This is a genomic window from Streptomyces sp. NPDC048352 (assembly GCF_040651895.1).
Lineage (GTDB): Bacteria > Actinomycetota > Actinomycetes > Streptomycetales > Streptomycetaceae > Streptomyces.
In genome coordinates this window covers 27,088-53,327 of sequence record NZ_JBEZKZ010000028.1, presented here as the reverse complement: position 1 = coordinate 53,327, position 26,240 = coordinate 27,088, and the positions used below count along the sequence as shown (strand labels likewise).

22 protein-coding genes and 1 other RNA gene are annotated in these 26,240 nt (G+C 73.9%); 8 read left to right on the top strand and 15 right to left on the bottom strand.

All coding sequences use genetic code 11. The annotated features are described in order from the left end of the window. The first annotated feature begins 2 nt into the window (after nt 1-2). Nucleotides 3-917, top strand: coding sequence for a helix-turn-helix domain-containing protein (locus AB0D45_RS16990; RefSeq protein WP_362459501.1), 915 nt, complete (start codon nt 3-5; stop codon nt 915-917). A gap of 114 nt (nt 918-1,031) precedes the next feature. On the opposite strand, the gene AB0D45_RS16985 is transcribed toward AB0D45_RS16990, so the two are convergent. Further along, entirely contained in the window at nt 1,032-1,841 is an 810-nt protein-coding gene (locus AB0D45_RS16985) for a hypothetical protein (RefSeq protein ID WP_362459498.1), read from the bottom strand. Further along, a complete protein-coding gene (locus AB0D45_RS16980) occupies nt 1,838-2,572 on the bottom strand; it encodes a MerR family transcriptional regulator (protein WP_362459495.1) in 735 nt (244 codons plus the stop codon). Before AB0D45_RS16980 ends, AB0D45_RS16985 begins: the two co-directional genes overlap by 4 nt. 77 nt (nt 2,573-2,649) lie before the next feature. Between AB0D45_RS16980 and rnpB the strand changes: the two genes are divergently transcribed. After that, nucleotides 2,650-3,052: RNase P RNA component class A (gene rnpB / locus AB0D45_RS16975), an RNA gene on the top strand. Between the two features lie 418 nt (nt 3,053-3,470). On the opposite strand, the gene AB0D45_RS16970 is transcribed toward rnpB, so the two are convergent. Continuing rightward, nucleotides 3,471-4,178 (bottom strand): hypothetical protein, encoded by a 708-nt coding sequence (locus AB0D45_RS16970; RefSeq protein ID WP_362459492.1) that lies wholly within the window; start codon nt 4,176-4,178, stop codon nt 3,471-3,473. A gap of 187 nt (nt 4,179-4,365) precedes the next feature. Between AB0D45_RS16970 and AB0D45_RS16965 the strand changes: the two genes are divergently transcribed. Next, nucleotides 4,366-6,393, top strand: a complete 2,028-nt coding sequence (locus AB0D45_RS16965) for a serine/threonine-protein kinase (protein ID WP_362459489.1) — start codon at nt 4,366-4,368, stop codon at nt 6,391-6,393. Nucleotides 6,394-6,455: 62 nt separating this feature from the next. Here AB0D45_RS16965 and AB0D45_RS16960 read toward each other — a convergent pair whose 3' ends face one another. The 3 genes from AB0D45_RS16960 to AB0D45_RS16950 form a co-directional block, all read right to left on the bottom strand. Next, entirely contained in the window at nt 6,456-7,853 is a 1,398-nt protein-coding gene (locus AB0D45_RS16960) for a bifunctional RNase H/acid phosphatase (protein WP_362459486.1), read from the bottom strand. Next, nucleotides 7,853-8,233, bottom strand: coding sequence for a C4-type zinc ribbon domain-containing protein (locus tag AB0D45_RS16955; RefSeq protein WP_361604925.1), 381 nt, complete (start codon nt 8,231-8,233; stop codon nt 7,853-7,855). The genes AB0D45_RS16960 and AB0D45_RS16955 overlap by 1 nt, the downstream gene beginning before the upstream one ends. Before the next feature lie 359 nt (nt 8,234-8,592). After that, on the bottom strand, nt 8,593-9,453 hold the full coding sequence (locus tag AB0D45_RS16950) for a Nif3-like dinuclear metal center hexameric protein (protein ID WP_361604928.1): 861 nt from the start codon (nt 9,451-9,453) through the stop codon (nt 8,593-8,595). Nucleotides 9,454-10,139: 686 nt separating this feature from the next. Here AB0D45_RS16950 and AB0D45_RS16945 point away from each other — a divergent pair. After that, nucleotides 10,140-11,213 (top strand): hypothetical protein, encoded by a 1,074-nt coding sequence (locus AB0D45_RS16945; protein ID WP_362459482.1) that lies wholly within the window; start codon nt 10,140-10,142, stop codon nt 11,211-11,213. Nucleotides 11,214-11,610: 397 nt separating this feature from the next. Here the strand turns inward: AB0D45_RS16945 and AB0D45_RS16940 are convergent, their stop codons facing one another. Further along, on the bottom strand, nt 11,611-12,102 hold the full coding sequence (locus tag AB0D45_RS16940; RefSeq protein WP_362459479.1) for an SRPBCC family protein: 492 nt from the start codon (nt 12,100-12,102) through the stop codon (nt 11,611-11,613). 184 nt (nt 12,103-12,286) lie between these two features. On the opposite strand from AB0D45_RS16940, the gene AB0D45_RS16935 reads away from it, so the two are divergent. Further along, the gene (locus AB0D45_RS16935; protein WP_362459476.1) at nt 12,287-14,638 is read left to right on the top strand and encodes an arylsulfatase; all 2,352 of its coding nucleotides are present in this window, start codon (nt 12,287-12,289) and stop codon (nt 14,636-14,638) included. Here AB0D45_RS16935 and AB0D45_RS16930 read toward each other — a convergent pair. The 3 genes from AB0D45_RS16930 to AB0D45_RS16920 form a co-directional block, all read right to left on the bottom strand. Further along, on the bottom strand, nt 14,625-15,509 hold the full coding sequence (locus AB0D45_RS16930; RefSeq protein WP_362459571.1) for a formylglycine-generating enzyme family protein: 885 nt from the start codon (nt 15,507-15,509) through the stop codon (nt 14,625-14,627). The two genes, AB0D45_RS16935 and AB0D45_RS16930, sit on opposite strands and share 14 nt — an antisense overlap. 135 nt (nt 15,510-15,644) lie before the next feature. Continuing rightward, nucleotides 15,645-17,297: a SulP family inorganic anion transporter gene (locus AB0D45_RS16925; RefSeq protein WP_362459473.1), complete on the bottom strand. Its 1,653-nt coding sequence runs from the start codon at nt 17,295-17,297 to the stop codon at nt 15,645-15,647. A gap of 212 nt (nt 17,298-17,509) precedes the next feature. After that, on the bottom strand, nt 17,510-18,256 hold the full coding sequence (locus AB0D45_RS16920) for an NAD(P)-binding domain-containing protein (protein WP_362459470.1): 747 nt from the start codon (nt 18,254-18,256) through the stop codon (nt 17,510-17,512). 21 nt (nt 18,257-18,277) lie between these two features. On the opposite strand from AB0D45_RS16920, the gene AB0D45_RS16915 reads away from it, so the two are divergent. Beyond that, nucleotides 18,278-18,691, top strand: a complete 414-nt coding sequence (locus AB0D45_RS16915; RefSeq protein WP_362459467.1) for a helix-turn-helix domain-containing protein — start codon at nt 18,278-18,280, stop codon at nt 18,689-18,691. Here the strand turns inward: AB0D45_RS16915 and AB0D45_RS16910 are convergent. The 3 genes from AB0D45_RS16910 to AB0D45_RS16900 are packed head-to-tail and all read right to left on the bottom strand — an operon-like array spanning nt 18,688 to nt 21,647. Further along, nucleotides 18,688-19,629 (bottom strand): 3-oxoacyl-ACP reductase, encoded by a 942-nt coding sequence (locus AB0D45_RS16910; protein ID WP_362459464.1) that lies wholly within the window; start codon nt 19,627-19,629, stop codon nt 18,688-18,690. The two genes, AB0D45_RS16915 and AB0D45_RS16910, sit on opposite strands and share 4 nt — an antisense overlap. Nucleotides 19,630-19,675: 46 nt before the next feature. Next, nucleotides 19,676-20,752: a Zn-dependent alcohol dehydrogenase gene (locus AB0D45_RS16905; protein WP_361604946.1), complete on the bottom strand. Its 1,077-nt coding sequence runs from the start codon at nt 20,750-20,752 to the stop codon at nt 19,676-19,678. A 22-nt stretch (nt 20,753-20,774) separates the two neighbouring features. Beyond that, entirely contained in the window at nt 20,775-21,647 is an 873-nt protein-coding gene (locus AB0D45_RS16900) for a MaoC/PaaZ C-terminal domain-containing protein (protein WP_362459461.1), read from the bottom strand. A gap of 249 nt (nt 21,648-21,896) precedes the next feature. Here AB0D45_RS16900 and AB0D45_RS16895 point away from each other — a divergent pair, with 249 nt between their 5' ends. Continuing rightward, complete coding sequence (locus tag AB0D45_RS16895) at nt 21,897-22,256, top strand: DNA-binding response regulator (RefSeq protein WP_362459568.1); 360 nt, start codon at nt 21,897-21,899, stop codon at nt 22,254-22,256. Between the two features lie 60 nt (nt 22,257-22,316). On the opposite strand, the gene AB0D45_RS16890 is transcribed toward AB0D45_RS16895, so the two are convergent. Continuing rightward, the gene (locus AB0D45_RS16890) at nt 22,317-23,558 is read right to left on the bottom strand and encodes a cytochrome P450 (protein WP_361604952.1); all 1,242 of its coding nucleotides are present in this window, start codon (nt 23,556-23,558) and stop codon (nt 22,317-22,319) included. A gap of 298 nt (nt 23,559-23,856) precedes the next feature. Between AB0D45_RS16890 and AB0D45_RS16885 the strand changes: the two genes are divergently transcribed. Continuing rightward, nucleotides 23,857-25,035 carry an amidohydrolase family protein gene (locus AB0D45_RS16885; protein WP_362459458.1) on the top strand — a complete coding sequence of 393 codons (1,179 nt, stop codon included), beginning with the start codon at nt 23,857-23,859 and terminating at the stop codon, nt 25,033-25,035. 16 nt (nt 25,036-25,051) lie between these two features. Here the strand turns inward: AB0D45_RS16885 and AB0D45_RS16880 are convergent, their stop codons facing one another. After that, the gene (locus AB0D45_RS16880) at nt 25,052-26,236 is read right to left on the bottom strand and encodes a beta-ketoacyl synthase N-terminal-like domain-containing protein (RefSeq protein ID WP_362459455.1); all 1,185 of its coding nucleotides are present in this window, start codon (nt 26,234-26,236) and stop codon (nt 25,052-25,054) included. Nucleotides 26,237-26,240 lie beyond the last annotated feature (4 nt).

Here is a 26,240-nt window from a genome sequence, read left to right as displayed (position 1 = left end):
AGTTGGCTGCCGTCGACCTGCCCGGCGGACCCCGCCCCGCCGGGGCCCCGGCCGGCGCCGCGCGCCGGCCCGCCGCCGTGCTGCGTCCGCACGTCCTCGGCTACACCGGCTTCCACACCCGCTTCCCCGCCCCCCGGCGGCGCCTGGAGCTGCCCACCGGCTTCGTCACCCTCGTCTTCACCTTCGACGAGGGCCTGTGGGTGAGCCGCGGCGGCCAGGCCGCCTCCGCCCGGCTGCGGCCCGCCGCCGCCCCGCGGGCCCTGGTCGCCGGCCCCGGCACGGTCCCCGTGATCGGGATGCACGCGGGCGCGGTGCACGGGCTGGAGGTCAACATGAGCCCGCTCGGCGCGTACCGGCTGTTCGGCGTTCCGATGGCCCATTTCGGGGAGAGCCTGGTGGACCTCGCCGAGGTGTTCGGGCCCGGCGGCCGGCAGCTGGCCGAGCGGCTCCAGGCCCTGGACGGCTGGGGCGCCCGCTTCGACCTGCTCGACTCCGTCCTCGCCGCCCGCCTGGACCGGGGTCCGGCGGCCGCCCCCGAGGTGCGCGGCGCGCTCGCCCGGCTGTGGGCCGACAGCGGGCCGGGCGCCCTGGCCCGCGCCGGCGCCGAGGCCGGCTGGAGCGCCCGCCGCCTGCGGGCCCGGTTCCGCGAGGAGGTGGGGCTGCCGCCCAAGGCCGTGGCCCGGCTGTTCCGGCTCCAGCACGCGCTGCGCCGGCTCGCGGCCGGTGCGGCGCCGGCGGAGGTGGCGGCCGCCTGCGGCTACCACGACCAGGCGCACCTGGGCCGGGAGGTGAAGGCCATGACGGGGCTGCCGCCCGCGCGGTTCGCGCTGCTCCGCGGGGGCCTGCCGCCGGGCTCGGCGCTGGACCGGGTGCCGGGCCGCATCACGAGCGTGCTGCTGCCGCCCCCGCGGGCCTGACCCCCCGTGGGGGTTGGGGGCCGTTTTGTACAAGACAGGTTCCGGGCCGGCTTGCCACGCTCGGCGTACGACTCCTCCTCCCCCCGGAGGGTCCCCACGCAGTGCGGCAGCCCGTCACGGGGGTGCGGGTTGCCGCAGTGCGCTCACCAGCGCGCGGGGGTCGTCGGCGTGGAAGCGGACCGTACGGGCCCGGCCGCGGGCCCCGAGCGGCCGGCGGAAGTCCAGCGGGCGGTTCAGCTCCAGCGTGACCGTCGTCTGGCCGCCGACGATCAGGTCGAGCACCCCGTCACCGGAGAGGGTGACGAGCCGCCCCTCGGGGAAGCGGTGCTCCACCCGCGCCGAGACCACCGCGTCCGGCGGGACGGTGAGGTCGAACAGGGCCCCGTAGCGGATCCGCAGCGACCCGTCGGCCCGCAGGACGTGCGGGCGGGTGACGCAGGCGGCGTGCAGGGCGAGCACCATCACCACCCCGTACACGTCGAGGACGAGCACCACGCGGTGCACGGCGGGCCAGGGGACCAGCACGGCCAGCCCGACGGTCTCGACCACCGCCACGAAGAGCAGTCCGTACATCATGGCCGTCTGCGGCCCGGTGTACGGAGCCGCACGGTCGCCCGCGCCCACGCCGTGCTCGCGGCGCAGCGCCCACCGCCCGAGGGAGCCGACCGCCCGCACCTCGTGCAGCAGCAGCTGCCGCACCGGGACCGGGACCGCGGCCCGCACGGTCTCGCGCCAGGACCGGGTCCGCGCGTACAGCCGGCCCAGCACCCAGCCCTCCAGCAGCAGCACCCCGAGCACGGCCGCCTCGGCGGCCGCGAGCGCCCACCCGGGCACGCGCACCCCGGCGACGAGGCAGAGTACGAGGACCAGCTCGCCGGGTATCACCACCGCGGCCGCCGTCCGGGCGGCGCGGAGGCCCGTCATCTCCGGCCCCTTTCCACGAAGGCCCGCATGACCAGGCGTACGACCTCGGCCTGCGCCGGCGGGTACTCGGCGAGCAGCGCCTCCCCCAGCCCGGCCACGACGGGCCCGTCGGACGGGATCGCGTCGAAGACGGCGTCGGGCACGGCCGCCACCATCTCCGCGGCGAGGGGGGCGATGCGGGGATCGCCGGCGGGGGCCTCGGCCAGCTCGTCCAGCCGCTCGTACAGCGCGAGCACGGCCGGGTCCGAGGCGAGCGGTCCGAGCAGGGCGTAGAGCTCCTCGCCGCCGGCGCCGGATGCGTCGAGCAGGGTGAGGTGCTCGCGGTCCTTGGCGGCGGCCGGGGAGCCGGTGGGCGGGACCTCGGCCAGCAGCGCAGCGAGCGCCGGCGAGAGGGGCTCCCCCTCCCCCGGCCCGGAGGCGAGCAGGACCGCGAGCCGCCTGCGGCGCCCGGCCAGTTCGGCCTCCTGCCGCGCGAGGTCGGCGTCCAGCTCGGCCAGGACTTCGCCGAGCTCCCGCCCGGCGTCGTCCGCGAGGACGTCCCGCACCTCGTCGAGGCCCAGACCCAGCTCGGTGAGCCGGCGCACGCGGGCCAGGAGGACGGCGTCGCGGACGGTGTAGGTCCGGTATCTGTTGGGTCGCCGCTCCGGCTCCGGGAGCAGCCCGACATGGTGGTAGTGCCGGATCGCCCGGGTGGTGACCCCGACGAGCGCGGCGATCTCTCCGATCCGCATGCCCTTCAGTAGAAACCCTGCCGCTGCGTCAAGGTCAAGCCGCCACGGACAGCCGGTAGCATGGTCGGCACGACAGACGAGTCGGCCGGGCGGCCGCGTCGGGATCCCCGGATCCCGCCGAGGAACGTCCGGGCTCCACAGGGCAGGGTGGTGGGTAACGCCCACCCGGGGTGACCCGCGGGACAGTGCCACAGAAAACAGACCGCCGGGGGCTTCGGCCCTCGGTAAGGGTGAAACGGTGGTGTAAGAGACCACCAGCGCCTGAGGTGACTCAGGCGGCTAGGTAAACCCCACCTGGAGCAAGGTCAAGAGGATCCGTCCCCGGACGGGTCTGCGCGAACGCTTGAGGGCTGCCCGCCCGATGTTCGCGGGTAGACCGCACGAGGCCGGCGGCAACGCCGGTCCTAGATGGATGGCCGTCTCCCCGGCGACCGCGAGGTCTCCGGGCGACAGAACCCGGCGTACAGGCCGACTCGTCTGTCCCCCCGCTTTGACCGTAGTCGGAGTGGGGCCCCTCTTCCCCGCACTGGGGGTCAGGGCTTCCGGTGTCGGCCGGGCGCCTTCTTCGCCACGGGCTGTGCGGGCTGCTGCGGCTGTGGGGCGGGGGCCGGGTACGGCAACGCGTCGGTCAGGCAGCCCGTCCCGTGACCAGGAGCGTGCCCCCAGTTCCAGCGCGGTCTTCGGGGTGCCGAGGATCTCGGCCCCAGGGCCGGTGCCAGCGACGCCGGTCCACTCGAAGCGGTCGGCGGCCGGGCGCTGCTGAGGCTCTTCACCCCGGTGGGGCCTGTACTTGTCCCCGTCCTCGGCGGGGGTGGCGGGGGCAGCAGCACCGGTCACGAGGAGACCTCCGGGAGGGCGACGAAGCCGCGGCCGGCCACTCGATGGCGGGGCCGGGTGGTCAGTTCACCGGGGCCGTGTACGTCTTGCCGATGAAGCCGTTCCGGAAGGTGACCGTCTTCGCGGCGATCTTGCCTTTGACCGTGATGGTGCCGGTGGCCTTCTCGCCCTTGGCGAGCTTGACCGTGTCGATCTGGTCCTCGGCCGCCGCCAGCTCGATCTGCCTGCGCGTGCCGTCCTCGCCCGTCACCTCGAAGTAGAAGACGTTGACGTCGACCTGCTTGGCGGCGTTGTTGACGATGGTCACCTGCACGGAGGTGTAGTCGCCGCTCTGGGCCAGGACGCTGGGCTTGAAGGCCGTGGGCGAGGCGGTCAGCGTCACGTCGGCGTTCTTGTCGGCCGTCCCGGCCGGCGCCTCGGAGTTCCCGGGCGCGGGCTGCATCGGTGCCGCGTTGGGGGCCGAGGGGGCGCCGCTGGGAACCGTGATCGGGGTGTCCTTCTTGGCGCTGCTCTTGGAGGCGCCGGTGAACACCGCGCCGCAGGCGAAGAGGACCAGCGACAGGAGGACGATGCCGCCGCAGCCGAAGCCGATGATCTTGCCGGCGTTGCTCTTCTGCGGGGGCGGCGGCGGGGCCGGGTAGCCGTAGGGCGGCGGGGGCTGCTGACCGTAGGGCGGCGGCGGGGGCTGCTGACCGTAGGGCGGCTGTCCGTAAGGCGGCTGCTGGCCGTAGGGCGGCTGCGGCTGCTGGCCGGGGTGAGGGGTGGTCATGAGGACTCCTCCGCTGGGTGGTTGCCGTCTGGCTCAGGGCCGGATGCCGAACACCCTCGGGAGGAGCGCCACGAACTCGGAACATGAGCGGTGCCCAGCTTAAATAAAATGTCAAAGCGAGCCATAGGGAGTTCCAAAAATGAGACGGTCGCTTCCGAATCAGCCGCGCTGACAGAGAGAAGCCCCCTTGAGAAGCACCGCCCCCGGCGGGCGGGTTCACCCCGCCCACCCCGGCGACCCGAAGAGGATCGGCCCCTATCGGATCATCGGGCGCCTCGGCAGCGGCGGCATGGGCACCGTCCACGCCGCCCTCGACCCCCGGGGAACGCGGGTAGCGGTCAAGGCCGTTCACCCGGCACAGGCCCAGGACTCGGAGTTCCGGGCCCGGTTCCGCCGCGAGGTGGCCCTGTCCGCCCGGGTCCAGGGCCCCTGCCTGGTGCCCGTGCTGGCGGCCGACACCGAGGCCGAACGCCCCTGGCTCGCGGCGGAGTACGTGCCCGGCCCGACCCTGGACCGGCACCTCGCCGCCCACGGCCCGCTCACCGGCGGGAGCCTGTACGCCTTCGCCGCCGGCACCGCCCAGGCGCTCGCGGCCATCCACCGCGCGGGCGTGGTCCACCGGGACGTGAAACCGCAGAACGTCATCCTGAGCCCGGCCGGCCCCCGGATGCTGGACTTCGGCATCGCCCACGCCGCCGACGGCACGTCCGTGACCCGGACCGGCGTCATGACCGGCACGCCGGGCTGGATCAGCCCCGAGCACTACCGCTCCGGCACGACCGGCCCGGCCGGGGACCTCTTCGCCTGGGGCGCCCTCGTCGCCCACGCCGCCACCGGCCGCCTCCCCTTCGGCACCGGCGCCCCCGACGTGGTCGCGTTCCGCGTCATGTCGGGGGACCCCGACCTCGACGGACTGCCCGCCGCGCTCCGCGAGGTGGTGGAAGGGGCCCTCGCCAAGGCCCCCGAAGCCCGGCCGACCGCCGAGCGGGCCGCCGCCCGCTGCGCGGACCTGCTCGCCGCGGAGGCCACCCAGCTGCTCGCCGCCGGCCTCGCGCCCACCCTGGCCGGCGACCCGATCGCCGCCCAGTGGCACCTGCCCGCCGTCGACGACCCCGCGTGGCCGGCCCCGCCCGCCCCCGGCCGGGGGCGCCTGCTGCTCGCCGTCACCGTGGGCGCGGCCGTCCTCGGCGGGGCCGTCGGCGGGCTCCTCACGCTGCCGGCCGCCCACCGCGACGACGGCCGGGCGGCCGGGGCCCCGGCCCTCGCCACCCCGGGGAACGCGTCCCGCACCACCGGCACCCCGTCCGCCCCCGGCCCCACCGCCGACGCCAAGGACACGCCGGCGGACGGCGGGCCGACCCTCGCCACCTGGCGCCAGGCCCGCCCGGCGCAGACGCCCGCCGAGCACGACGCCCACCCGTCCATCGGAACGGGCCCCTGGCTCGACACCGGCGACCATCCCGACCAGGCGTTCGCCCTGACCTTCCACCAGCCCCGGGGCGAGGTGTACGTCACCTCCGGCGGCCGGGCGCTCGACGGGGGTTCGCTGCGCGAGGTCGCCAGGGCCGCGTGCCTGGGACTGCGCCACCTCCGCAGCGCCTACCCGGACCTCCCGTACGGCACCTTCGTGATCGTCGACACCGGGCGGGCGGGCGGCCCGGGCATCGTGTGGTCGGACGACTTCCGTACCAACACCACCTGTTCCGCCTCCCTCACCGACCGGAGCACCGACCGGAGCACTGCCGGGGACACCTCCGGAGACACCTCCGGGGACACCGCCGCGGGCAGCGACCGCGCCACCGGCCGGCGGCCGGGGCAGGCCGCCGACTGGTACCCGGCCCCGGGCGGGCTGGCCGTCGCGAAGATCCCCTCCAGCGACGCCGACGAGATCCGCGTGGCCGACCGGACCGCCACGTCGGTCATCGACGAGTGGAACAGCGGCGCCGTCGGCGGCCGGCTCGGCCACGAGAACCTGGCCGTCGGCTTCGACCCGGCCGGCCGGGTCATGTACGTCTGGGCGGTCAAGCCCCAGTGGGACCGGTCCACCCGCGAGGACTGGGCGCTCAAGGCCGCGCGGCGGGCCTGCGCGGACCTCACCTCCGAGTCCGCGAGGTCGGCCGGATGGCCCTACACGCGGTACGCGGTCTTCGCCGAAGACGGCTCCGGAGGCGGCGAGTTCCTGCGCTGGGGCACCGCCGGCAGCTGCGGCGACTGACCGCGCGCGAAGGCCCCCGCCCGGGGACGGGCGGGGGCCTTCGGGTGCTCGCGGCGCGGCCGTCAGCGCAGGTGCGAGGTGTCGTTCAGGAGGCGGACGGAGGCGTTCCCGTCGGCGTAGTACGCCACCGCCGAGAGGGAGGCCGCGGACAGCTCCATCCGGAACAGCGACTCCGGCGGGGCGCCCAGGGCGAGGCGGACCAGCGTCTTGACCGGCGTCACGTGCGTGACCAGCAGGACGGTACGGCCCGCGTGCGCGGCCAGCAGCCGGTCACGGGCCGCCGAGACCCGGCGGGTGACGGCGGTGAAGCTCTCGCCGCCGCCCGTGGGGGCCGCCCTCGGGGAGTCCAGCCACGCCTGGAGGTCGTCCGGGAAGCGTTCCCGTACCTCGGCGAAGGTCAGCCCCTCCCACGCCCCGAAGTCCGTCTCGCGCAGGCCCTCTTCGAGCGCCACCGGCAGCCCGAGACGGTCGGCGACGGCCTGCGCGGTCTCCCGGCAGCGGCGCAGCGGCGAGCTGACGACGGCCGATACGGTGCCCCGCGCGGCCAGCGCCTCCGCCACGGCGGCCGCCTGGCGCCGGCCGGCCGGGGACAGCTCCGGGTCGGTGCCGCCGCTGCCGGAGAAGCGCTTCTGCGGGGTCAGGGCGGTCTCGCCGTGGCGCAGCAGCACGAAGGTGGCGGGGGTGCCCATGTCGGGCCCGCCCCACCCGGTGCCGGTCGCGGCCGGGACCCCTTGGACCGCGGGGCCGGAGACCGGGACGGCCGTGCCGGACGCGGGAGCCGGGACGCGGACCGCGGCCGGTGCCGGTGCGAGGGCCTCGGCTTCGCCGAAGAGCGCCGCCGCCTCGGTGGCGGCCGCACTCCGGGCGGCCCGGACGTCGGCGTCGGCCGCGCGGGATTCCGCCACACCGGCGGAGCCGGCGGCCGCGCGGGTGCCCGGGGCGCCGCCGGAGGCGAGGGCCGCGCGGACCGCCGCGGCACCCTTCGCCGCGTCGCCGGGCGGACCGGCGGGGGCCAGGTCGGCGGTGGAGGCGGACGGCTCCCACTGCTTGCCGCGCTTGCCCGCGTCCATCGCCTCGTTGGCGAGCCGGTCGGCGTGCTTGTTCTTCTCGCGCGGGATCCACTCGTACGTGACCTGGCCGCGCGGGAGGATCGTCGCCGCCTCCGCGGCGAGCGGCTTCATGTCCGGGTGCTTGATCTTCCAGCGGCCCGACATCTGCTCCACGACGAGCTTGGAGTCCATCCGGACGCGGACCACCGCGTCCGGCGCCAGCTCGCGCGCCGCCCTCAGACCCGCGATCAGGCCCTTGTACTCGGCGACGTTGTTCGTCGCGACGCCGATGAACTCGGCGCGCTCCGCCAGGGTCTCACCGGTGGCCGGGTCGAGGACGACCGCCCCGTAGCCGGCGGGGCCCGGGTTGCCCCGGGAGCCGCCGTCCGCCTCCACGACGAAACGCGGCATCAGATGCCCGAGTCCGCCGCACGGACCAGGATGCGGCCGCAGTTGTCGTGCCGGACGACCTGGTTGGCGGCCGCGGCCTTGATCTCGTTGATCTCGGCCATGTCGAGCTCCAGCCGGCAGCCCTCGCAGCGGCGCTGGTAGAGGCGCGCGGCGCCGACGCCGCCCTGCTTGACGCGGATCTTCTCGTACAGGGCCATCAGGTCGGACGGCATGGAGGCGACGATGACCTCGCGGTCCTTCGTGATCTTCGCGGTCTCGGTGTCGAGTTCACCGGCGGCGGCGTCGCGGCGCGCGGTCGCGTCCGTCAGCTTGGCCTCCAGCGCGGCGACGCGCGCGGTGATCTCGGTGACCCGCTCCTGGGCGCCTTCCAGGCGCTCCATGACCTCCAGGACGACGTCCTCCAGGTCGGCCTGCCGCTTGGCGAGCGAGGCGACCTCGCTCTGCAGGTTCGCCAGGTCCTTGGCCGAGATGCCCGCGCCGGACTCCAGGCGCTGCTGGTCCCGGGCCGCGCGCTGGCGGACCTGGTCGACGTCCTGCTCCGCCTTGGTCTGCTCCCGGGCGGCGTCGCTGGCCTGCGTCTGGGCGGCGACGAGGAGGTCGCGCTGCTGGCTGAGGTCCTTGGTCAGGGAGTCGACCTCGGCGTGCTCCGGCAGCGACTTGCGCTTGTGGGCGAGCTGAGACAGCCGGACGTCCAGGGCCTGGACGTCGAGAAGTCGGATCTGGTCGGCGGGCTCGGCGTTCAGTTGGGGGCTCCAGAGGCACTAGAAGGGGGTGTGGCGGACGGCGCGTGCGCCGTCCAGGGGTCGGTGACCGTGCGCGAGACGTGGGTCCGCAGACCCCAGCCGTGGCGCTCGGAAACGGCGTCGAGCTCGGCGGCGGCCTGCTCGCACCAGGGCCACTCGGTGGCCCAGTGGGCGGCGTCGACGAGGGCGAGCGGGCTCTGCTCGCGGGCCTCGGACACCGGGTGGTGGCGCAGGTCGGCGGTGAGGAAGGCGTCCACGCCGGCGGCGCGCACCTGCGCGAAGAGGCTGTCGCCGGAGCCGCCGCTGACGGCGACGGTGCGGATCAGCGCGTCCGGGTCGCCGGCGGCGCGGATGCCCTGCGCGGTGCGCGGCAGCCGGGCGGCGGCGCGGGCGGCGAACTCGCGCAGGGTCTCGGGGTGGTCCAGCTCGCAGATCCGGCCGAGGCCGCGGCGGCCCGCCGGGTCGGTGGGGTCGGGCACGAGGGGCCCGGTGACGCGGAGGTCGAGGGCGCCCGCGAGGGCGTCGGACACGCCGGGGTCGGCGGTGTCGGCGTTGGTGTGGGCGACGTGGAGGGCGATGCCGTTCCTGATCAGGGTGTGCACGACACGGCCCTTGAAGGTGTCCGCGGCGACGGTGGTGGTGCCGCGCAGGTAGAGGGGGTGGTGGGTGACGACCAGGTCGGCGCCGAGCTTCACCGCCTCGTCGACGATCTCCTGTACGGGGTCCACGGCGAACAGCACCCGGGTGACCTCGGCATCGGGGTCGCCGCAGACGGTGCCGACGGCGTCCCACTCCTCGGCCCGCGAGGGGGGCCAGAGAGCGTCCAGCGCGGCGATGACTTCAGAGAGACGGGGCACGGGGCAAGGCTACCGTCCGTGGCGCGCGGTGGTCCCCTGGCCGGGGCGGCAGCACAAGCGCATCCCCCGCCACAGGGGAATCGTCGGGTGGCCACCCGTACGTGTGAAGCGGGCTGGGTCGTGTTGTTCGGCTGGAAGTGCGAAAACTAGCTTCCTCTCCGGAGGTGACGGCCCGGATGACTGTCTGTGCCACCGAGATCACGACGACCAACGCGCTTCCCACCCCGGAGGACACGGGGCCCGAGGCCACGCAGCCCTTGGCCGCGGCCCCCGGGGCCGGGGCCCCCTTGGGCGCGGGCCCCGGAACCACGGCCCCCGGCGTTGCGACGCCCCTCGGCGGGGCTCCCGGAGCCACGGCCGCCCAGGGCGCGGGCCCCGGAGCCACGGCTCCCGGAGCGGCTGCCTCCTTCGGTGCGGGCCCCGCCCCGTCCCCGGCGCCCTTCGACGCGGCCCCTGGAGTTACGGCCCCCCTGGGTGCGGGCCCCGGTCCGGTGCCCCTCGGCGGGACTCCCGAAGTCACGGCCTCGCAGGGCGCGAACTCCGGAGCCACGGCTCCCGGAGCGGCGGCCCCCTTCGGTGCGGGCCCCGCGCCGTCCCCGGCCCCCGGCGTCATGGCCCCGCAGGGTGCGGGCCCCGGAGCGACAGCCTCCGGCGTAGCGGCGCCCCTGGGTGCGGGCCCCGGTCCGGTGTCGGGCGGGGGCGCGGCGTCCGCGCCGCCCGCGTTCGCGATCTCCGCCGACGGGGCGTACGCGGCGCGGCTGGCCGGGCAGGGTGATGCCCTTTACCCGGAGCGCTGGACGTTCGACGGTCCGGAGCCCTACGCCGTGCCGCTTCCGCTCGCGCAGCCGGAAGAGGCGGACAGCGAAGTGCTGGCGCTGGCCGACGGGCAGGTGCTGATCCACCGGCGGGTCGCCGACCGGCACGCGTTCGCCCTGCTCTACCCCTCGGGCGCCGCCGCCGGCCCCCGTACCGGGGAGCACCAGCTCGGCTCGGTCGAGGCCGGGGAGGGGCTACGGGTCCGCCTGCTGCCGCCGTCCCCCGACGGATGCGGGGCCTACGCCCTGGCCGTGGGGGCAGAGGAGAGCACCGTCTGGCAGGTGGCCGGATGCTCCGGCGGGCCCCGGCGGGCCGCCGTGGTCCCGGGCCGCTGCTCCGGCGGCGTCTGGCTGGACCGCGCGGGCCGGCTGCTGGCGCTGGACCGGGAGGTGGACGGCCGTACCAAGGCCGTCGCCGTGGACCTGGGGCGCGGCGGGGTGGTCAGTCCGCTGCTGCAGATCGCCGAGGACAGCGACGACCGGCTGCTGCTGGCGGCCCCGGACAGCGGGCTGCTGCTGATCCGCTCGGACGCCCCCGGGGAGCCGCGGCTCGGATGGGGGGTGCTGGGCAGCCGGCGCCCGGTCCGCTTCCCGGAGTGCCTGCGGCTGGAGGACGCCCACCCGTTCGCGGTGCAGCCGGGCCAGGTCCTGATGCCGGAGACCTGCGGGGTCGCGCTCCGGGTGGGCGCGGCCGGCCTCGCCCTGTGGCGTCCCGCCGACCGGTACGTCTTCCGGTTCGGCGCCCCTGCGGGCTGGCTCGGGAGCGGGCGGTGGACCCCGGACGGGCGGCTGCGCCTGCCCTGCGCCACCCCCGAGGTGCCCTGCGGCATCGTGAGCCTGAGCCAGCCGCCGGCCCCGCCGCCGCCCGTGCGCGTGCGTGTGCGCGTGGACCCTCCCCCGCCGCCCGCCCGGCCGGTGCCGCTCCAGCAGGCACCGCTGCGCTGAGCGGACGCGCGCCCCGGCCCACCAAGTGCCGTCCACGGCCCCCGGTACGGACCGGCCCTTCGACGCGGTCCTCTGCGACCTCGACTGAGCGCCTCGCCGGACTGCCCGAGGGCACCACGGCGGCGCTGGCCTTCTCCGCGGAGCTGGACGGACCGCTGCTGCTCGGCCGGATCACCCGGGACCAGTGGCAGGAGGCGGTCGCCGACGGGCTGGCCCGCTCGGGCCGGATATCCGGGGAGGGGGCGCGGGAGCGCCACACCGCCTTTGACGCACCCGACGACCTCGACCGCAAGCTCCGCCGCGAGTTACGCGGGATCCAGCTCCGCCCCCACCTGATCGACGGCTGCCCCACCGCCACGGGCCTGGCCGTCAACCCACCGACCCCACCCTGAGAACCTCAGTAAGAGCGCGGCATGCGGTCCAGACGCCGCATCGCTTTGCCGAAGGTCTTGTCCACCCGGCTGCGGCCGGCGCGCATCAGCAGGCGTACGGGCCGGGAGCCGTCGGCGGCCATGGTCCAGCGGACCCTGGTCACCGTCCGGGACAGCGGGGTCAGTCTCCACTCCTCCATCAACGCCGTGATGCCGGGAACGTTCGTCTCCTCGATGCGGTAGGCGAAGCGCTCGCCCGGATCCCAGGCGATGACAGCCTCATGGAAGCGAAGGCCCCCGGCGACGCGCAGTCGCCGGGTCGTGCCGACGCCGAACGGGGGTGCTCCCTGGTACTGGCATTCCCGCGCGAAGCCGAGCCAGCGCGGCCAGTCGCGTGGGCGGGCGGCAAGCTGCTCGAAGAGGAGGTCCGCCGGCGTATGGAGGTCGCGGGTGCATGCCTGCCGGACAGGTGCGCGTGCGAGGAACCCCTGGTCTTCGAAGCGCAGCCGGTGCGTCATGGTGCCATCGTCGAGCCTCCGTGCCACGTGCGCAGCACGGGTGCTTCGGAAGGGGTAGGAGGTTCGGCCGTCGGGGGCGGCCGGTGCCCTGTCGGGCTATTCGCGGGCCTCAGCAGGGGCCCGGTCCTGGGGACGGACTTACGGTGCTAGAGCCCGTGCCCGCCGCGAATCCGAGGAGACAGGAATGGCTGGGGCCTTCAAGGGAGTGATTCAGCAGGACATCCGGGAGTCGGTGCCGGACTGGGAGCCGTACGCGGAGCCGCAGGCTCCCGAGGGTGCGCCGAACGTGCTGTACCTGGTGTGGGACGACATCGGCTTCGGTACCCTCGACGTCTTCGGCGGGCTGGTGGAGGCTCCGGCGATGCGCCGGATCGCCGACATGGGCGTGAAGTTCACCAACTTCCACACCACCGCACTGTGCTCGCCGACCCGGGCGTGTCTGCTGACGGGCCGGAACGCGACCAGTAACGGGGTGGCCTGCGTCATGGAGGCCACCAGCGGGTTCCCCGCGTCCAACGGCCGCATGCCGTTCGAGAACGCCACCCTGGCGGAGGTGCTGGTCGAGCGGGGATGGAACACCTACGCCCTGGGCAAGTGGCACATGTGCCCGGGGGAGGAGGCCAATATGGCGTCCTCCAAGCGGTACTGGCCGCTGGGCCGCGGGTTCGAGCGCTTCTACGGATTCCTCGGCGGTGAGACCGACCAGTACACCCCGGACCTGGCCTACGACAACCACCGCATCGAGCCCCCGTACCCCCCGGATCAGGGTTATCACCTGTCGAAGGACCTGGCGGACAAGGCGATCGAGTTCATCAGGGACGCCAAGGTGATCGCCCCGGACAAGCCCTGGTTCAACTACTTCTGCCCGGGTGCGGGGCACGCTCCCCATCACGTGCCGCGCGAGTGGGCGGACCGGTACGCGGGCAGGTTCGGCGACGGGTACGAGGTGTACCGGCAGCTCACGCTGCAGCGGCAGATCGAGCTGGGCATCATGCCGCAGGGCACCGAGCTCACGCCGATCAATCCGCACGGCGAGCCGGACGCGTCCAGTCCCAGCGGGAAGCCGTGGCCCGAGGGAGAGTTCGTGCGTCCCTGGGAGTCGCTGAACGCCGAGGAGAAGCGCCTGTTCACCCGGATGGCCGAGGTGTTCGCCGGGTTCGTCTCGTACACCGACGAGCAGATCGGGCGGGTACTGGACTACCTGGAGAAGTCCGGCCAGCTGGAGAACACGATCATCGTCGCGGTCTCGGACAACGGCGCCAGCGGGGAGGGCGGCCCGGACGGCTCGTTGAACGAGAACAACTTCTTCAACGGTGTGCCGGACGACATGGCCGAGAACCTGCGCCACATCGACGAGCTGGGCAGTCCGACCACCTACAACCACTACCCGACGGGGTGGGCCTGGGCGTTCAACACCCCGTTCAAGTACTGGAAGCGATGGGCCTCCTACGAGGGCGGAATCGCCGACCCGATGATCATCTCGTGGCCCAAGGGCATCAAGGCGCGGGGCGAGATCCGTCACCAGTACCTGCACGCCATCGACATCGTGCCCACCCTGTACGACCTGATGGGCATCGAGCCGCCGGCCGTGGTGAAGGGCTTCAAGCAGAGCCCCCTGGAAGGCGCCAGCTTCCGGGCCCTCCTGGAGGACGCGCAGGCCCCCGAGCCCCGGCAGACGCAGTTCTACGTCATGCTCGGTACGCGCGGGATCTGGCACGACGGCTGGCACGCCACGGCCTTGCACCCGCCGGTCCCGTCGGCGTGGGGCCGCTACGACGAGGACGTCTGGGAGCTGTACCACCTGCGCGAGGACCGCTCCGAGAGCCGGGACCTGGCCGCCGAGCATCCGGAGAGGCTCGAAGAGCTCAAGCGCATGTGGGCGCAGGAGGCCGCCAAGTACAACGGTCTGCCGCTGGACGACCGCGGCGTCGTGGAAGTCATGGGCTCGCCGCGGCCCCAGCTCGCCAAGCCGCGCGAGCGGTACATCTACTACCCCGGCTGCGCGGACGTGCCGGAGTCCGTGGCGGTCAACATCCGCAGACGCTCCTACTCCGTCGTCGCCGAGGTGCTCCTGGACACCCCCGAGGCACAGGGCGTGCTCTTCGCCCACGGCGGCCGGTTCGGCGGCCACAGCCTGTTCCTCAAGGACGGGCGCCTGCACTACGTCTACAACTGGCTCGGCAGCGTGGAACAGAAGATCGTCTCCTCGGAGCCGGTCCGCCCCGGCAGCCACCTCCTCTCCGCGACGTTCACAGCCGGCCAGCCGGACAGCCAGGGCAGCATGCAGGGCACGCTCACCCTCCACATCGACGATCGGCAGGTGGGCCAGGGCGACATCAAGACCCAGCCGGGCGCCTTCTCGATGGTCGGGGAAGGGCTGACGGTCGGGCGCGACAGCGGCCAGCCGGTCTCCACCGACTACGCCGCGCCGTTCCCGTTCATCGGCGGGACGATCGAGCAGGTGGCGGTGGACGTCAGCGGGGAACCCTTTGCGGATCTGGAGAAGGAGTTCGCCGCCATGTTCATGCGCGACTGACGCCGCCGCCGTCGGGCGGGACGTCTTCCTGGCGGTCGTCCGCCGCACAGCGGAAACCCTGGTGGCCGGTGCTGCTGTCGGGCGTACTGGAGCTGCGGGCGGCCACCCGGTAGCGGCGGCAGTAGGAGGCGTGGCACAGGTAGGACCCGCCGCGGATCACCCGGGCGGTGCCCGAGGCCGGGCCAGACGGGTTGCGGCGCCCACCGCGCGCGTGGGTGGTGGCCGAGTGCCAGTCGGCGCACCACTCCCAGACGTTGCCGCACACGTTGTACAGGCCGTGGCCGTTGGGCGGGTAGGCGGTCACCGGGGCGGTGCCGTACCAGCCGTCCGGGCGGGTGTGGTGGTCGGGGAAGCGGCCCTGCCACACGTTCATCCGACGCTCCCCGCCCGGCTCCAGTTCGTTTCCCCAGGGGAACGCGGCCTGCTCCAGCCCGCCCCGGGCGGCGTGCTCCCACTCCGCCTCGGTCGGCAGCCGCTTGCCCGCCCACGCCGCGTACGCGGCGGCGTCGTTCCACGACACATGCACCACCGGATGGCTCCTGCGGGCCGCGACATCGGAGCCGGCGCCCTCCGGACGGCGCCAGCACGCCCCGTGGACCTGACGCCACCACGGAGCCTGAGCCACGCCCCGGGTGTCGGGGAACCCGGGCGGCAGCAGCCCGGCGAAGACGAACGACCAGCCGTACCGCTCCGCGTCCGTCACGTACCCCGTCGCGGCCACGAAAGCGCCGAAGTCGGCGTTGGAGACCGCGCACCGGTCGATCCAGTACGGCGCGAGCTCCACCTCACGGACCGGCCCCTCGCCGTCACCCGGCACCACCCACTGGTCCGCAGCGCCCATCAGGAACCTCGCCGCGTCCAGCCGCACCATCCCGTCCCTGCCGGAACCGCTGCTCCCCTCGGGCGTCACCCGCTCGGCGCCGGACGGCGGCGCGGCGACCGGCGCCCCGGGACGTGGCCGGGACGGGCTGCAACACCCTGAACCCATACGACTGCCGGACATGCGTCACCTTTCTTCGGGCTCCCGCAAGGCGGCGTACGCCTCGCGGACGGAGGAGAAGACACGGAGCTGCCGGGTGGCGCCGTCCCGGAACGGGTTGGCGCGCAGCACCGCCAGGACACGCTCGCGGGGACGGGCCAGGACGAAAACGCAGCCGTGCTCCCGCAGGTCGGCGGTCAGCTGTGCCAGGACCTCCGCCGCGGTGGAATCGAGGTAGAACACGGCCTCGGCGTCCAGGACCACGTACCGCGGATATGGTGCCCGCGCCGCGGCGAGGGACAGGACCCGCTGGTGGACCCGGTTGATGTTGGCGAAGAAGAGCGGTGCGTCCACCCGGTAGATCAGCACGTCCGAGGAGGCGGACTCGCCCGGCGCCACCTCGTGGGGCACCCCGCCGTCATCGGGGACGGCCAGCTCGGCGTCACGGGGCCAGGCGGTGCGGCGGAGCAACTGCCCCAGTGCGAGGATGACGGCGACCAGCAGTCCCTGGAGGACGCCCAACGCCAGCACACTGACCGCGGCGACGAACGCCAGCACGCACTCCCCGCGCCAACCGCGCCACAGCCGCACGAATCCCGCGGCGTCGATCAACCGGAACCCCGACACGATGACCACGGCAGCGAGCACCGTCAGCGGAAGCAGCCCGATCACCGGGCCACCGGTGACCAATGCGAACACCACGAAACCGGCGCCCACCAGCTGGAACAACTGTGAGCGGGCCCCCCGCTGGGGGTCCTTCGCCGTCGGCGCGAAACCTCCCAGTACACCCGCACCCGCGCTCGCCACGCCCAGGGCCAGTGACTCCCGCGCCAGCGAGGCCTGCTCCCGGGAACCCGCATCGGCCACCCGGAGGGCGTCCACCGCCTCGATCGAAATGATCATGGCCATGCCGGCTGCCGGCGGCAGCAACGCCCACACGTCCGCGACGGTCACATCCGGCCAGGCCGGAACGGGCAAGCCACCGACAACCCGCCCGGCCACCGCCACACCGTGCCCTGACAGACCCGCCGCAGCCGATACCACGACCGCCACCGCACAGACGACGAGTGAGCCGGGCACGGCCGGCAGGACCCGCTTCAGCACCACGAGGACGGCCAGAGCGGCAAGACCCACCCCCGCGGTCACCAGCTGCACCTGGTCCACATGGGTGAGCACTTCCCACACCCTGACCAGTGGACGGTCGCTGGAGGTCTTCACGCCCACCAGCGTGCCCACCTGACTGGCCACGACTTCCACACCCGTCCCTGCCGCGTACCCGAGCATCACCGGCGCCGACAGGAAATTGGTGAGCCCCCGCAAGCGCCCGGACGGCAACAGCAGAACACCCGTCAGCAGCGCCAGACACGCCGCCAGCGACGCCATCCGGCCGGCGTCGCCTCCGGCCCGGGCGCTCACCGCGGCGAACGTCATGATCGCCAAGGTCGACGAAGGGCCGACCGACACTCCCCGGGTGGACGACAGCAGGGCGAACACCGCCATGCCCCCCACCGCGGTGTACAGACCGGCGGCCGGACCGAGGCCGGCCAGCTGCCCGTAGGCCAGAGCCTGCGGCACGAGCACCACCGCGACGGCGAATCCCGTCACCACGTCGGCGCGCGCCCAGCGCACCGAATAGCCGCGCAGCTGGCCGAGGAGCGGCACCACGTTCTTCGCGGACACCCGCCGTACATCCATCCGATCATTGTCGGGGGATGAAACCAACATGTGTGCCGCAAACCCCGCATGTCGCCCATACGTATGCGCGTCGTCGCCACCTGTCCACGACTGGCTCGCCACCATCCGGCTCCCGCCGTGTGCACCCCCACCGGAGGACCTCGACCGCACACGCCGCCGCGATCGACCCCCGCCTCACCGACCCCACCCTGAAAACCTCAGTAGTCGTCCACGGCCCCCGGGGCCAGGGCCGGCGCCGGAAACGCGGAACGGACCTCGGCGCCCGACCACCAGACACCGATGGCGAACACGGCGGCGGCCTCCAGCAGGGCCGCCCGACCGAGTCCGCCGCAGGGCAGCGGTGTGCAGCCCATCGAGGTGATGAGCTCCGCCACCCGCGCGGCGGCGTCCGGCTGGTCGGTGCAGAACGGCACCGCCAGCGGGGCCCCTTCGAAGCTCGGCCGGTCCAGGGTCCAGATGCTCTCGTGGCACACGTTGAACGCCTTCACCACCTGGGCGCCGGGGGCCGCGTCCGCGACGAGCCGGGCGACGGAGGTGGCGCCGCCCGTGGTCAGGACCGGGCCGTCCGCTCCCGGATCCATCGGGACGGTGCAGTCGATCAGCGTCCGTCCGGCGAGCAGGTGGGCCAGTTCCCCGGCCAGCCGCGGGGCGGCCTGCGCCGGTACGGCGGTCAGTACGACCTCCCCGTGGGCCGCGGCTTCGGCGAGGCTGCCGGCCCCGGAGGCACCGGTGCGCCGGGCGGTGCGGGAGGCCGCCTGGGCGTCCCGGCCGCCCACCCTGACGTCATGACCGGTCCGTACCCAGGCCGCGCCGAGGGCCGTGGCCATGGCCCCCGTCCCCAGAATGCCGATGCGCATGTGTTCGCTCCTGTCGTCCGTGCGGCGATCCGCGAGGTGTGACGGACAGGACGCTAGGCGCGCCGACGCACACCATCCGGTGTGCATCGGGCCGGGCAGGATGAGCGCATGGCCGACGCGACGGAAGAGACCCGGGAACAGGACCTGGACGGCGGCGGGTACGCCGCGGACTGCCGGGCGAGGGTGGCCTTCGACGTCCTGTCGAACCGCTGGGACAGCGTGATCGTGTACGTCCTCGGCGAGAACGGACCGATGAGGCCGCGCGCGCTCCTCACGCGCATCGGCGGGCTCAGCCCCAAGGTGCTCAACGAGGCCCTCCGACGCCTGGAGTGCAACGGCCTGGTCGTACGCGAGGCGTATGCCGAGGCCCCGCCCCGCGTCGACTACTCCCTCACCGAGGCGGGCACCGCGCTGCTGGGCCCGATCCGCGCGATGGGCGCATGGGCGGGTCGCCATGCCGAAGCCGTCCTGGCGGCCCAGGAGCGCTTCGGCCGCCGGGAGGACCGGCCGGACAGCACCTAGCCGTGCTTGAGGCCCAGGACCTCGGCCGCCGCGAAGGTCTCGTTCGCCGGGCGGGATTCGTAGTGCGGGGTGAGGAGGGCGTCGAGCTCCTCGAAGGAGAAGGCCTCCTTGGCCGTGTCGAACTTGGCGGCCACCCGGGGGCGTTCCATCACGACGACGATCCCGCCGTGCACCACGAACAGCTGTCCGTTGGCCTTGGCGGAGGCCGGCGAGGCCAGGTAGCCGACCAGTGGGGCGACGTGCTCGGGGGCCAGGGCGTCGAGCTGGCCCTCCTGCGGGACCTGGAAGCCGGCGAAGACGTCCTCGGTCATCCGGGTCCGGGCGCGCGGGCAGATGGCGTTGGCCGTCACCCCGTACTTGGCCAGGGCCAGGGCGGTGGAGGTGGTCAGGCCCACGATGCCGCCCTTGGCCGCCGCGTAGTTGGGCTGGCCGGCCGAACCGCCGAGGAACGCCTCGGAGGAGGTGTTGACGATCCGCCCGTACACCGGGCCGCCCGCCGCCTTGGAGCGCTCGCGCCAGTGCGCGGAGGCGAAGCGGGTGGTGTTGAAGTGGCCTTTGAGGTGGACCCGTATCACCGAGTCCCACTCGTCCTCCGTCATGGAGAAGACCATCCGGTCCCGCAGGATGCCCGCGTTGTTGACCAGGACGTCGAGCTTGCCGAAACGCGACACCGCCAGGCCCACCAGGTCCCGCGCCTGCTCGAAGTCGGCCACGTCGCCGAGGTGGGCCACCGCCTGGCCGCCGGCCGCGCGGATCTCCTCGGCCACCTCCTCCGCGGGGGTGGCGGAGGCCTCTCCGGAGCCGTCGCGGCCGCTCTGTCCGTAGTCGTTGACGACCACGCTCGCGCCGAGCCGGGCGAGTTCGAGCGCCTCGGCCCGGCCGAGCCCGCGGCCGGCGCCGGTGACGATGGCGGAGAGCCCCTCAAGTGGGAGTGACATCCGTAACGTTCCTCTCAGCGGTGTCGGATCGGCGGTCTCGCAGTGCTCAGAGTTCGATGCAGGTGCGCAGGGCGACGCCGGTGCGCATCTGGTCCAGGGCATCGTTGATCTCGGCCAGCTTCACCCGGTGGGTGATCAGGTTCTCCAGGTCGATGCGGCCCGCCCGCCACAGCGCGATGGTGCGCTCGTAGGAGCGGAGCACGTCGCCGCCGCCGTACATCGACGGCAGGATCTTCTTCTCGTCGAAGAACAGCGAGAACATGTTGACCTTGAAGTCGTCGTCGAGGGCGCCCGCGCCGACCACGACGACGGAGCCGCCGCGCCGCGTCATCTCGTACGCCTTCTGCGCGGTCGCGGACCTGCCGACGACCTCGAAGACGTAGTCGAAGCCCTCGCCGGCCGTGATCCGGTTCTTGGCGTCGGCGAACTCCTCCGGGGCCACGGCCTCGGTCGCGCCGAACCGCAGCGCCGCCTCCCGCCGCGAGGCGACCGGATCGACGGCGATGATCTGGGCCGCGCCCTGGACCTTGGCGCCCTGGATGACGGAGATGCCCACGCCGCCGCAGCCGATGACGGCGACCGAGGAACCCGCCCCGACGGCCGCGGTGTTGATGGCCGCGCCGAGTCCGGTGGTGACCCCGCAGCCGATCAGCGCGGCGATGTCGAAGGGCAGGTCGTCGGGGATCGGGATGGCGCAGGCGGCCGGGACGACCATCTCCTCGGAGAAGGTGCCGGTGCCGGCGAAGCCGAAGACGTCGCTGCCCGCCCGCCTGAAGTTGGGGGTGGCGACGTTCCCGAAGGCCTCCAGGCACAGGTGGCCCTGGCCGCGCGTGCAGGCGGGGCAGTGGCCGCACGGCGGCAGCCAGCAGACCAGGACGCGGTCCCCGACCGCGTGGCCGGTGACCCCGTCGCCGACGTCCGTGATCACGCCCGAGCCCTCGTGGCCGGGGACGAAGGGGGCGGGCTGCGGCAGTACGCCGCTCATCGCGGAGAGGTCGGAGTGGCAGAGGCCGGTGGCCTTGACGCGGATCCGGACCTTGCCGGGGCCGAAGCCCACGGCTTCCATGTCGTCGACGACCTCGAGCTTGTCCTGGCCTATCTCGCTCTGCAGTGCTGCGCGCACGGTGCGGCTCCTTGGGTGGGTGCTACGAGTGTTCGACGACGGTGTCGGCGAGGACCGGCGCGTCGTCCCGTTCGACGGCGGTCGCCGAGACCAGGACGCGGCCCGCCTCCTGCCACATCCGGATGCGCAGCGTCTCCCCCGGGAAGACGATCCCGGCGAAGCGCGTCCGGTAGGCGCGGACCCGGGAGACGTCCCCGCCGAGCAGGGTGTCGACGACGGCCTTGAGGGTCATCCCGTACGAGCACAGGCCGTGCAGGATCGGCTTGTCGAAGCCGGCCAGCTTGGCGAACTCCGGGTCGGCGTGCAGGGGGTTCCAGTCGCCGGAGAGCCGGTAGAGCAGCGCCTGCTCCTCGCGGATCCCCCGCTCCTCGGTGCGGTCCGGGTCCCGCGAGGGCGCCTCGGCGCTGACGGAGGGCCCGCGCTCGCCGCCGAAGCCGCCCTCACCGCGTACGAAGAGCTGCGCGTCGCTGGTCCACAGCGGCCCGTCGGCGTCCGCGACCTCGGAACGCAGCACGATCACGGCGGCCTTGCCCTTGTCGTAGACGGCGGCGACCTTGGAGGTGGAGGTGGCACGGCCCTTGACGGGGATCGGCCGGTGCAGCTCGATGGAGTGCCCGCCGTGCAGGACCGCCGCGAGGTCCACGTCGAGGCCGGGGGCGGCGAGACCGCCCAGCATGGCCATGCCGGCTCCGGCGACGGTCGCGAAGCTCGGCAGGACGTGGAGCCTGGACTCCAGGGTGTAGCGGAGCTCGTCGGGGTCCGTCGCCAGGCTCTGCCCGTGCCGGGGCGCTCCCGCTCCGAGGCCCAGGTGGTAGAGCTGGATGTCCTTGTGGTCCCAGCCGATGTCACCCCGGCGGGGTTCGGCGGCGAGGGCCTTGGCGGCATCGATCGGCATGAGGATGCTGCTCCTTCGGTTCCTTGGAAGACCTCGGCACGGCCGTCCGCACCGTCGGCCGCACCGAGGTCGTATGCGGGGCCGCCCGCCGGCACACGTTCTAGAACGCGTTCTAGCGTCGGCTGAAGGCATGTATAACGCACGCCCCAGCACTTGGGAAGACTGCTGACCCGACGTCAGATCGTTGTTGGCCGCGGCGTGTTGCCGCCTCCACCGGTCACGTCCCGTTACGCTGCGGCGGTGGACGAAATGCCCGTGACGCACCGGCCCGCTCGCTCGCTGCGCGTCCTGCTGGAACCGCCGGACCCGCCCCTCGCGCTCCGCCTCGGCCTCCAGCCGGACATCGAGGTGGTGGACTCCGCCCTGGCCCGGCCCGCGGTGGCGCTGGTGGAGGAGGTCACGGCGGTGACGGCCCTGCTGGCCGAGGATCCCGAGTGCCGGGTCCTGGTGAGCGCCGGCTCGGCGCGGCCCGGCCTGCTCGACGCGGCCCTGGCGGCGGGCGCGGCGGGGCTGGTCCTGCGGGACGGCCCGGTCGAGGACCTGGCGGACTGCCTGCGCCGCGCCTCCGCGGGCGAGACGGTGGTGGACCCGGCGCTGGCGGGTCCGTAGGCGCACGGCGCGGCCCCCCGCCCATGACGGCGGGGGGCCGCTGGACGCCGGCGCCGGGGCTCAGCCGGAGGGCTTCGTCCAGTCGTCGACGGTCCGTGAGGGGTCCAGCGCCACGGGGAGCCGCTCCAGCCCCCGGAAGGCGGGGAAGGGGCTCTTGAGCCAGTCACCGCCGTGCGTCGACGGCAGCGCCAGCACCATGTCGGGGAAGCGGTCCAGCAGCGACGTCAGGCAGATCTCCAGCTCCAGGCGGGCCAGCGGCGCGCCCAGGCAGTAGTGCGTCCCGAAGCCGAAGCCGAGGTGGTTGCCCTGGAGACCCTCGCGGCGGACGTCGAGCTTGTCGGGCTCGGGGAACTTCTCCGGGTCGCGGTTCGCGGAGGCGATCGCGATCTGGACGACTGCGCCCCGCGGAATGACCGTCCCGCCGATTTCCACGTCCTCCAGCGCGTACCGGAAGGTGGACGTTTCCACGGAGCCCTCGAAACGGACCATTTCCTCGATCGCCTGCGGCAGCAGCTCCGGATTCTCCCGGACGGCCTTCAGCTGTTCGGGATGGGTCAGCAGGCTGTGGACGCAGTTGCCGATCTGGAGGGTGGTGGTCTTGTGGCCGGCGAAGAGCAGCACCCAGATCATCGAGACGAGTTCGTCGTCCGTCAGCGGTTCCTCGTCGTGCGGGGTCTGCACCAGCAGGCTCAGGAAGTCGTCGGCGGGATTCTCGCGGGTGCGGTGGATCAGCCCGGTGAAGTAATTGCGCAGCCAGTGCTCCGCCTCGACGAGGTCGTCCTTCAGGTCCCGGCTGAAGCGGGAACGGGTCACCTGGGCGAACCACTCCAGCACCTCGACGCGCTCGGCCCCGACGATGCCGAGCAGCTCGCAGATGACCATGATGGGCAGCGGCAGGGCGAAGGCCGTCATCAGGTCGACGGGCCGGTCGGTCGGGCACCGGTCCAGCAGGTCGTCCACCAGCTCCTGGATGTGCGGGCGCAGGTCCTTGACGTGCCGCGGGGTGAAGGCGGTCTTGGCGATGTGGCGCAGCCGGGTGTGCCGGGGCGGGTCGGCGAAGAGGAGGTTGTCGTCGAGCGCCTCGCACGCGTCGCCGAAGAGGGCGTGGTAGGTGTCGATGGCCTCGTGCATGTCCTTGCCGATGCGGTGGTCGGCGAAGAGCGCGTGGGCGTCCTCGTACCGGGTGACGAGGTACGTGTCCACCCCGTGCCCCGGGGTCAGCCGGGCGATCGGGGCCTGTTCGCGCAGCGACCGGTAGACCGGGTAGGGGCACTGGCGGTATTCGGGCGTGCCCTTCGTCACCGCCGCCACCGCTTCTTCGAGCCCGGGCCCGTCCCCCACTGCCACTGTCGGTTCAGTCGTCACGCGCGCATGCCTCTCGGGTAACCCGGAATTGACAGTCGGCTCCTTTCCCTGGGCCGAATGACGGCAAAACCGCGTTGCGCCGTTCGGCGCCGAATCCTCCCCCTCTGGAATGTCCGGGCGGCGGCCGGGCGGGCCCGTCCTAAGGTGTTCGCTGACCCGTTCCGCGGCCCGTTCGCGAACCGCTCCGCACCCGTTCGCGAAACCGCTCCGCGGCCCGAAGAGAGGGAATGCGCGCATGCCGGAATACGGCGTCGGCGGTTTCACCGCCAGTGGAGCAGCACGGCCCGGCTCGGCGGCCGCCGAGGACGACGGCAGCCGGGCGGTGATCGACGTGCACCACCACTTCTGCGCGCCGGCCTGGCGGGAGTGGGGGGAGGCGCAGGGACTGGTCGACCCGCGGGCGCTGCCGCCCTGGGCGCACTGGGACGCGGAGTCCGCGCTGGCGCTGATGGACCGGGCGGGGATCGCCACGGCCGTGCTCAAGCCGATGCTGCCCGCGCGGTACGAAACCTCCGCGCAGCTGCGGGAGGCCATCACGGTGACGCTGCGGGCGGCGGTGGAGGCCGTGCAGGCGCATCCGGGGCGGTTCGCGTTCCACACCCCGCTCTTCCTGGACGACCTGGAGGTCTCCTCCTGGGCGCTGCGGCTCGGGCTGGACGAACTCGGCGCGGCCGGGGTGAACATCACCGCCAACTACGGCGGGGTGTACCTGGGGGACCCGGTCTACGACGGGATCTTCGCCGAACTGGACGAGCGGGCGGCCGTGGTGGACACGCACCCCCACAACCTGCCGGCCACCCCGGCGGCCGGTCCGGCCCCGGCCGGCGGGCCGGGCGGGGGCGGGCGGGCGGGTGCGGGCGGTGCGGCCGAGCCCGGCGCCGGGTCCGGGGCGCCGGAGGGCGGGGGGCCGCGTACGCCCGAGGGCGGCGGGCGGCCGGGGGCCGGCGGGCCGCCGGGGGTCACCGTGCCGGGGGTGCCGAACTTCCTGTGCGACTTCCTCCTCGACACGACCCGCGCCGCCGCCAACATGATCCGCACCAGGACCCTCGACCGCTTCCCGAACCTGTCGGTGATCCTGCCGCACGGCGGCGGGTTCCTGCCGCACATCGCGACCCGGCTGGAGGCCTTCGCGGGCTCCTTCCACCCGCCGGTCGACCCGGCCGCCGTCCGGGACCACCTGCACCGGTTCTACTACGACACGGCCGGCCCGATGTCCCCGGCCGGCACCCTGCTGGCCACCGTGGACCCGGCCCGGATCCTGTTCGGCAGCGACTGGCCGGCCTGCCCCGCCGACATGGTCGCGGACATCGCCGTCCCCGCGCTGGCCGCGGACCCCGCGCTGACGCCCGCGCTCCGCCGCGCCGTCAACCGGGAGAACGCGCTGCGCCTGATGCCGCAGCTCGCGCCCGTGTAGGCAGTCCGGGAGCCCGTCACCTGCGCAGCAGCGTCACCACCGCCGCACCGCCCAGCCCGATGTTGTGCGCGAGCCCGACCCGGGCTCCGGGCACCTGGCGGGCTCCCGCCTCGCCGCGCAGCTGCCACACCAGTTCCGCCGCCTGCGCCAGCCCCGTCGCCCCGAGCGGGTGGCCCTTGGAGATGAGGCCGCCCGAGGGGTTGACCACCCACCGCCCGCCGTACGTGGTGGCGCCGCTCTCCACGAGCTTGCCGGAGGCCCCGTCCGCGCACATGCCGAGGGCCTCGTAGGTGAGCAGTTCGTTGACGGAGAAGCAGTCGTGCAGTTCGACGACGTCGACGTCCTCGATGCCGAGCCCGGAGGCCTCGTACACCTGCCGCCCCGCGGCGGCCGTCATCGGCTTGCCGACGACGGCCATGCAGGAGCCGCCGAAGCTCTCGGCGGTGTCGGTGGTCATGGCCTGGGCGACGATCTCGACGGCCTTGTCGTGCAGTCCGTGCGCCACCACGAACCGCTCCGAGACGACCAGCGCCGCCGCGGCCCCGTCGGAGGTGGGGGAGCACTGGAGCTTGGTCAGCGGGTCGTGGATGGTCTTGGAGGCGAGGATCTCCTCGACCGTGTACACGTCCTGGAACTGCGCGTTCGGGTTGTTGGCGGAGTGCCGGTGGTTCTTGGCGCCGACCGCCGCCAGCTGGGCGGGCGTGGTCCCGTACCGCTCCATGTGTTCGCGGGCGGCGTTCCCGAAGATCTGCGCGGTGGGCGGGGACATCTCGAAGCCGTGCGCGGCCGCCATGATCCCGTAGTGCCGGGCCACCGGCGACGTCGCGAAGTCGCCGCCGTCGGCGCCGCCGCCCAGCGCGCCGCGCTTCATCTTCTCGAAGCCGACGGCGAGCACGCAGTCGGCCAGGCCGCCCTGGACGAACTGCCGCGCCATCATCAGGGCCGTCGAGCCCGTCGCGCAGTTGTTGTTGACGTTGTAGACCGGGACGCCGGTCAGGCCCAGTTCGTACACCGCCCGCTGCCCGGCGGTGGAGGCCTGGAAGCAGTACCCGGCCGGCACGTGCTGCACCAGCCCGTAGTCGACGCCCGCGTCCGCGAGCGCCGCGCCGCCGGCCTCCCCGACCATGTCCCAGTACTGCCAGTCCCGTGACTCCGGCTTCTCGAACTTCGTCATGCCGACGCCCACGATGTACGACTTCATGCCC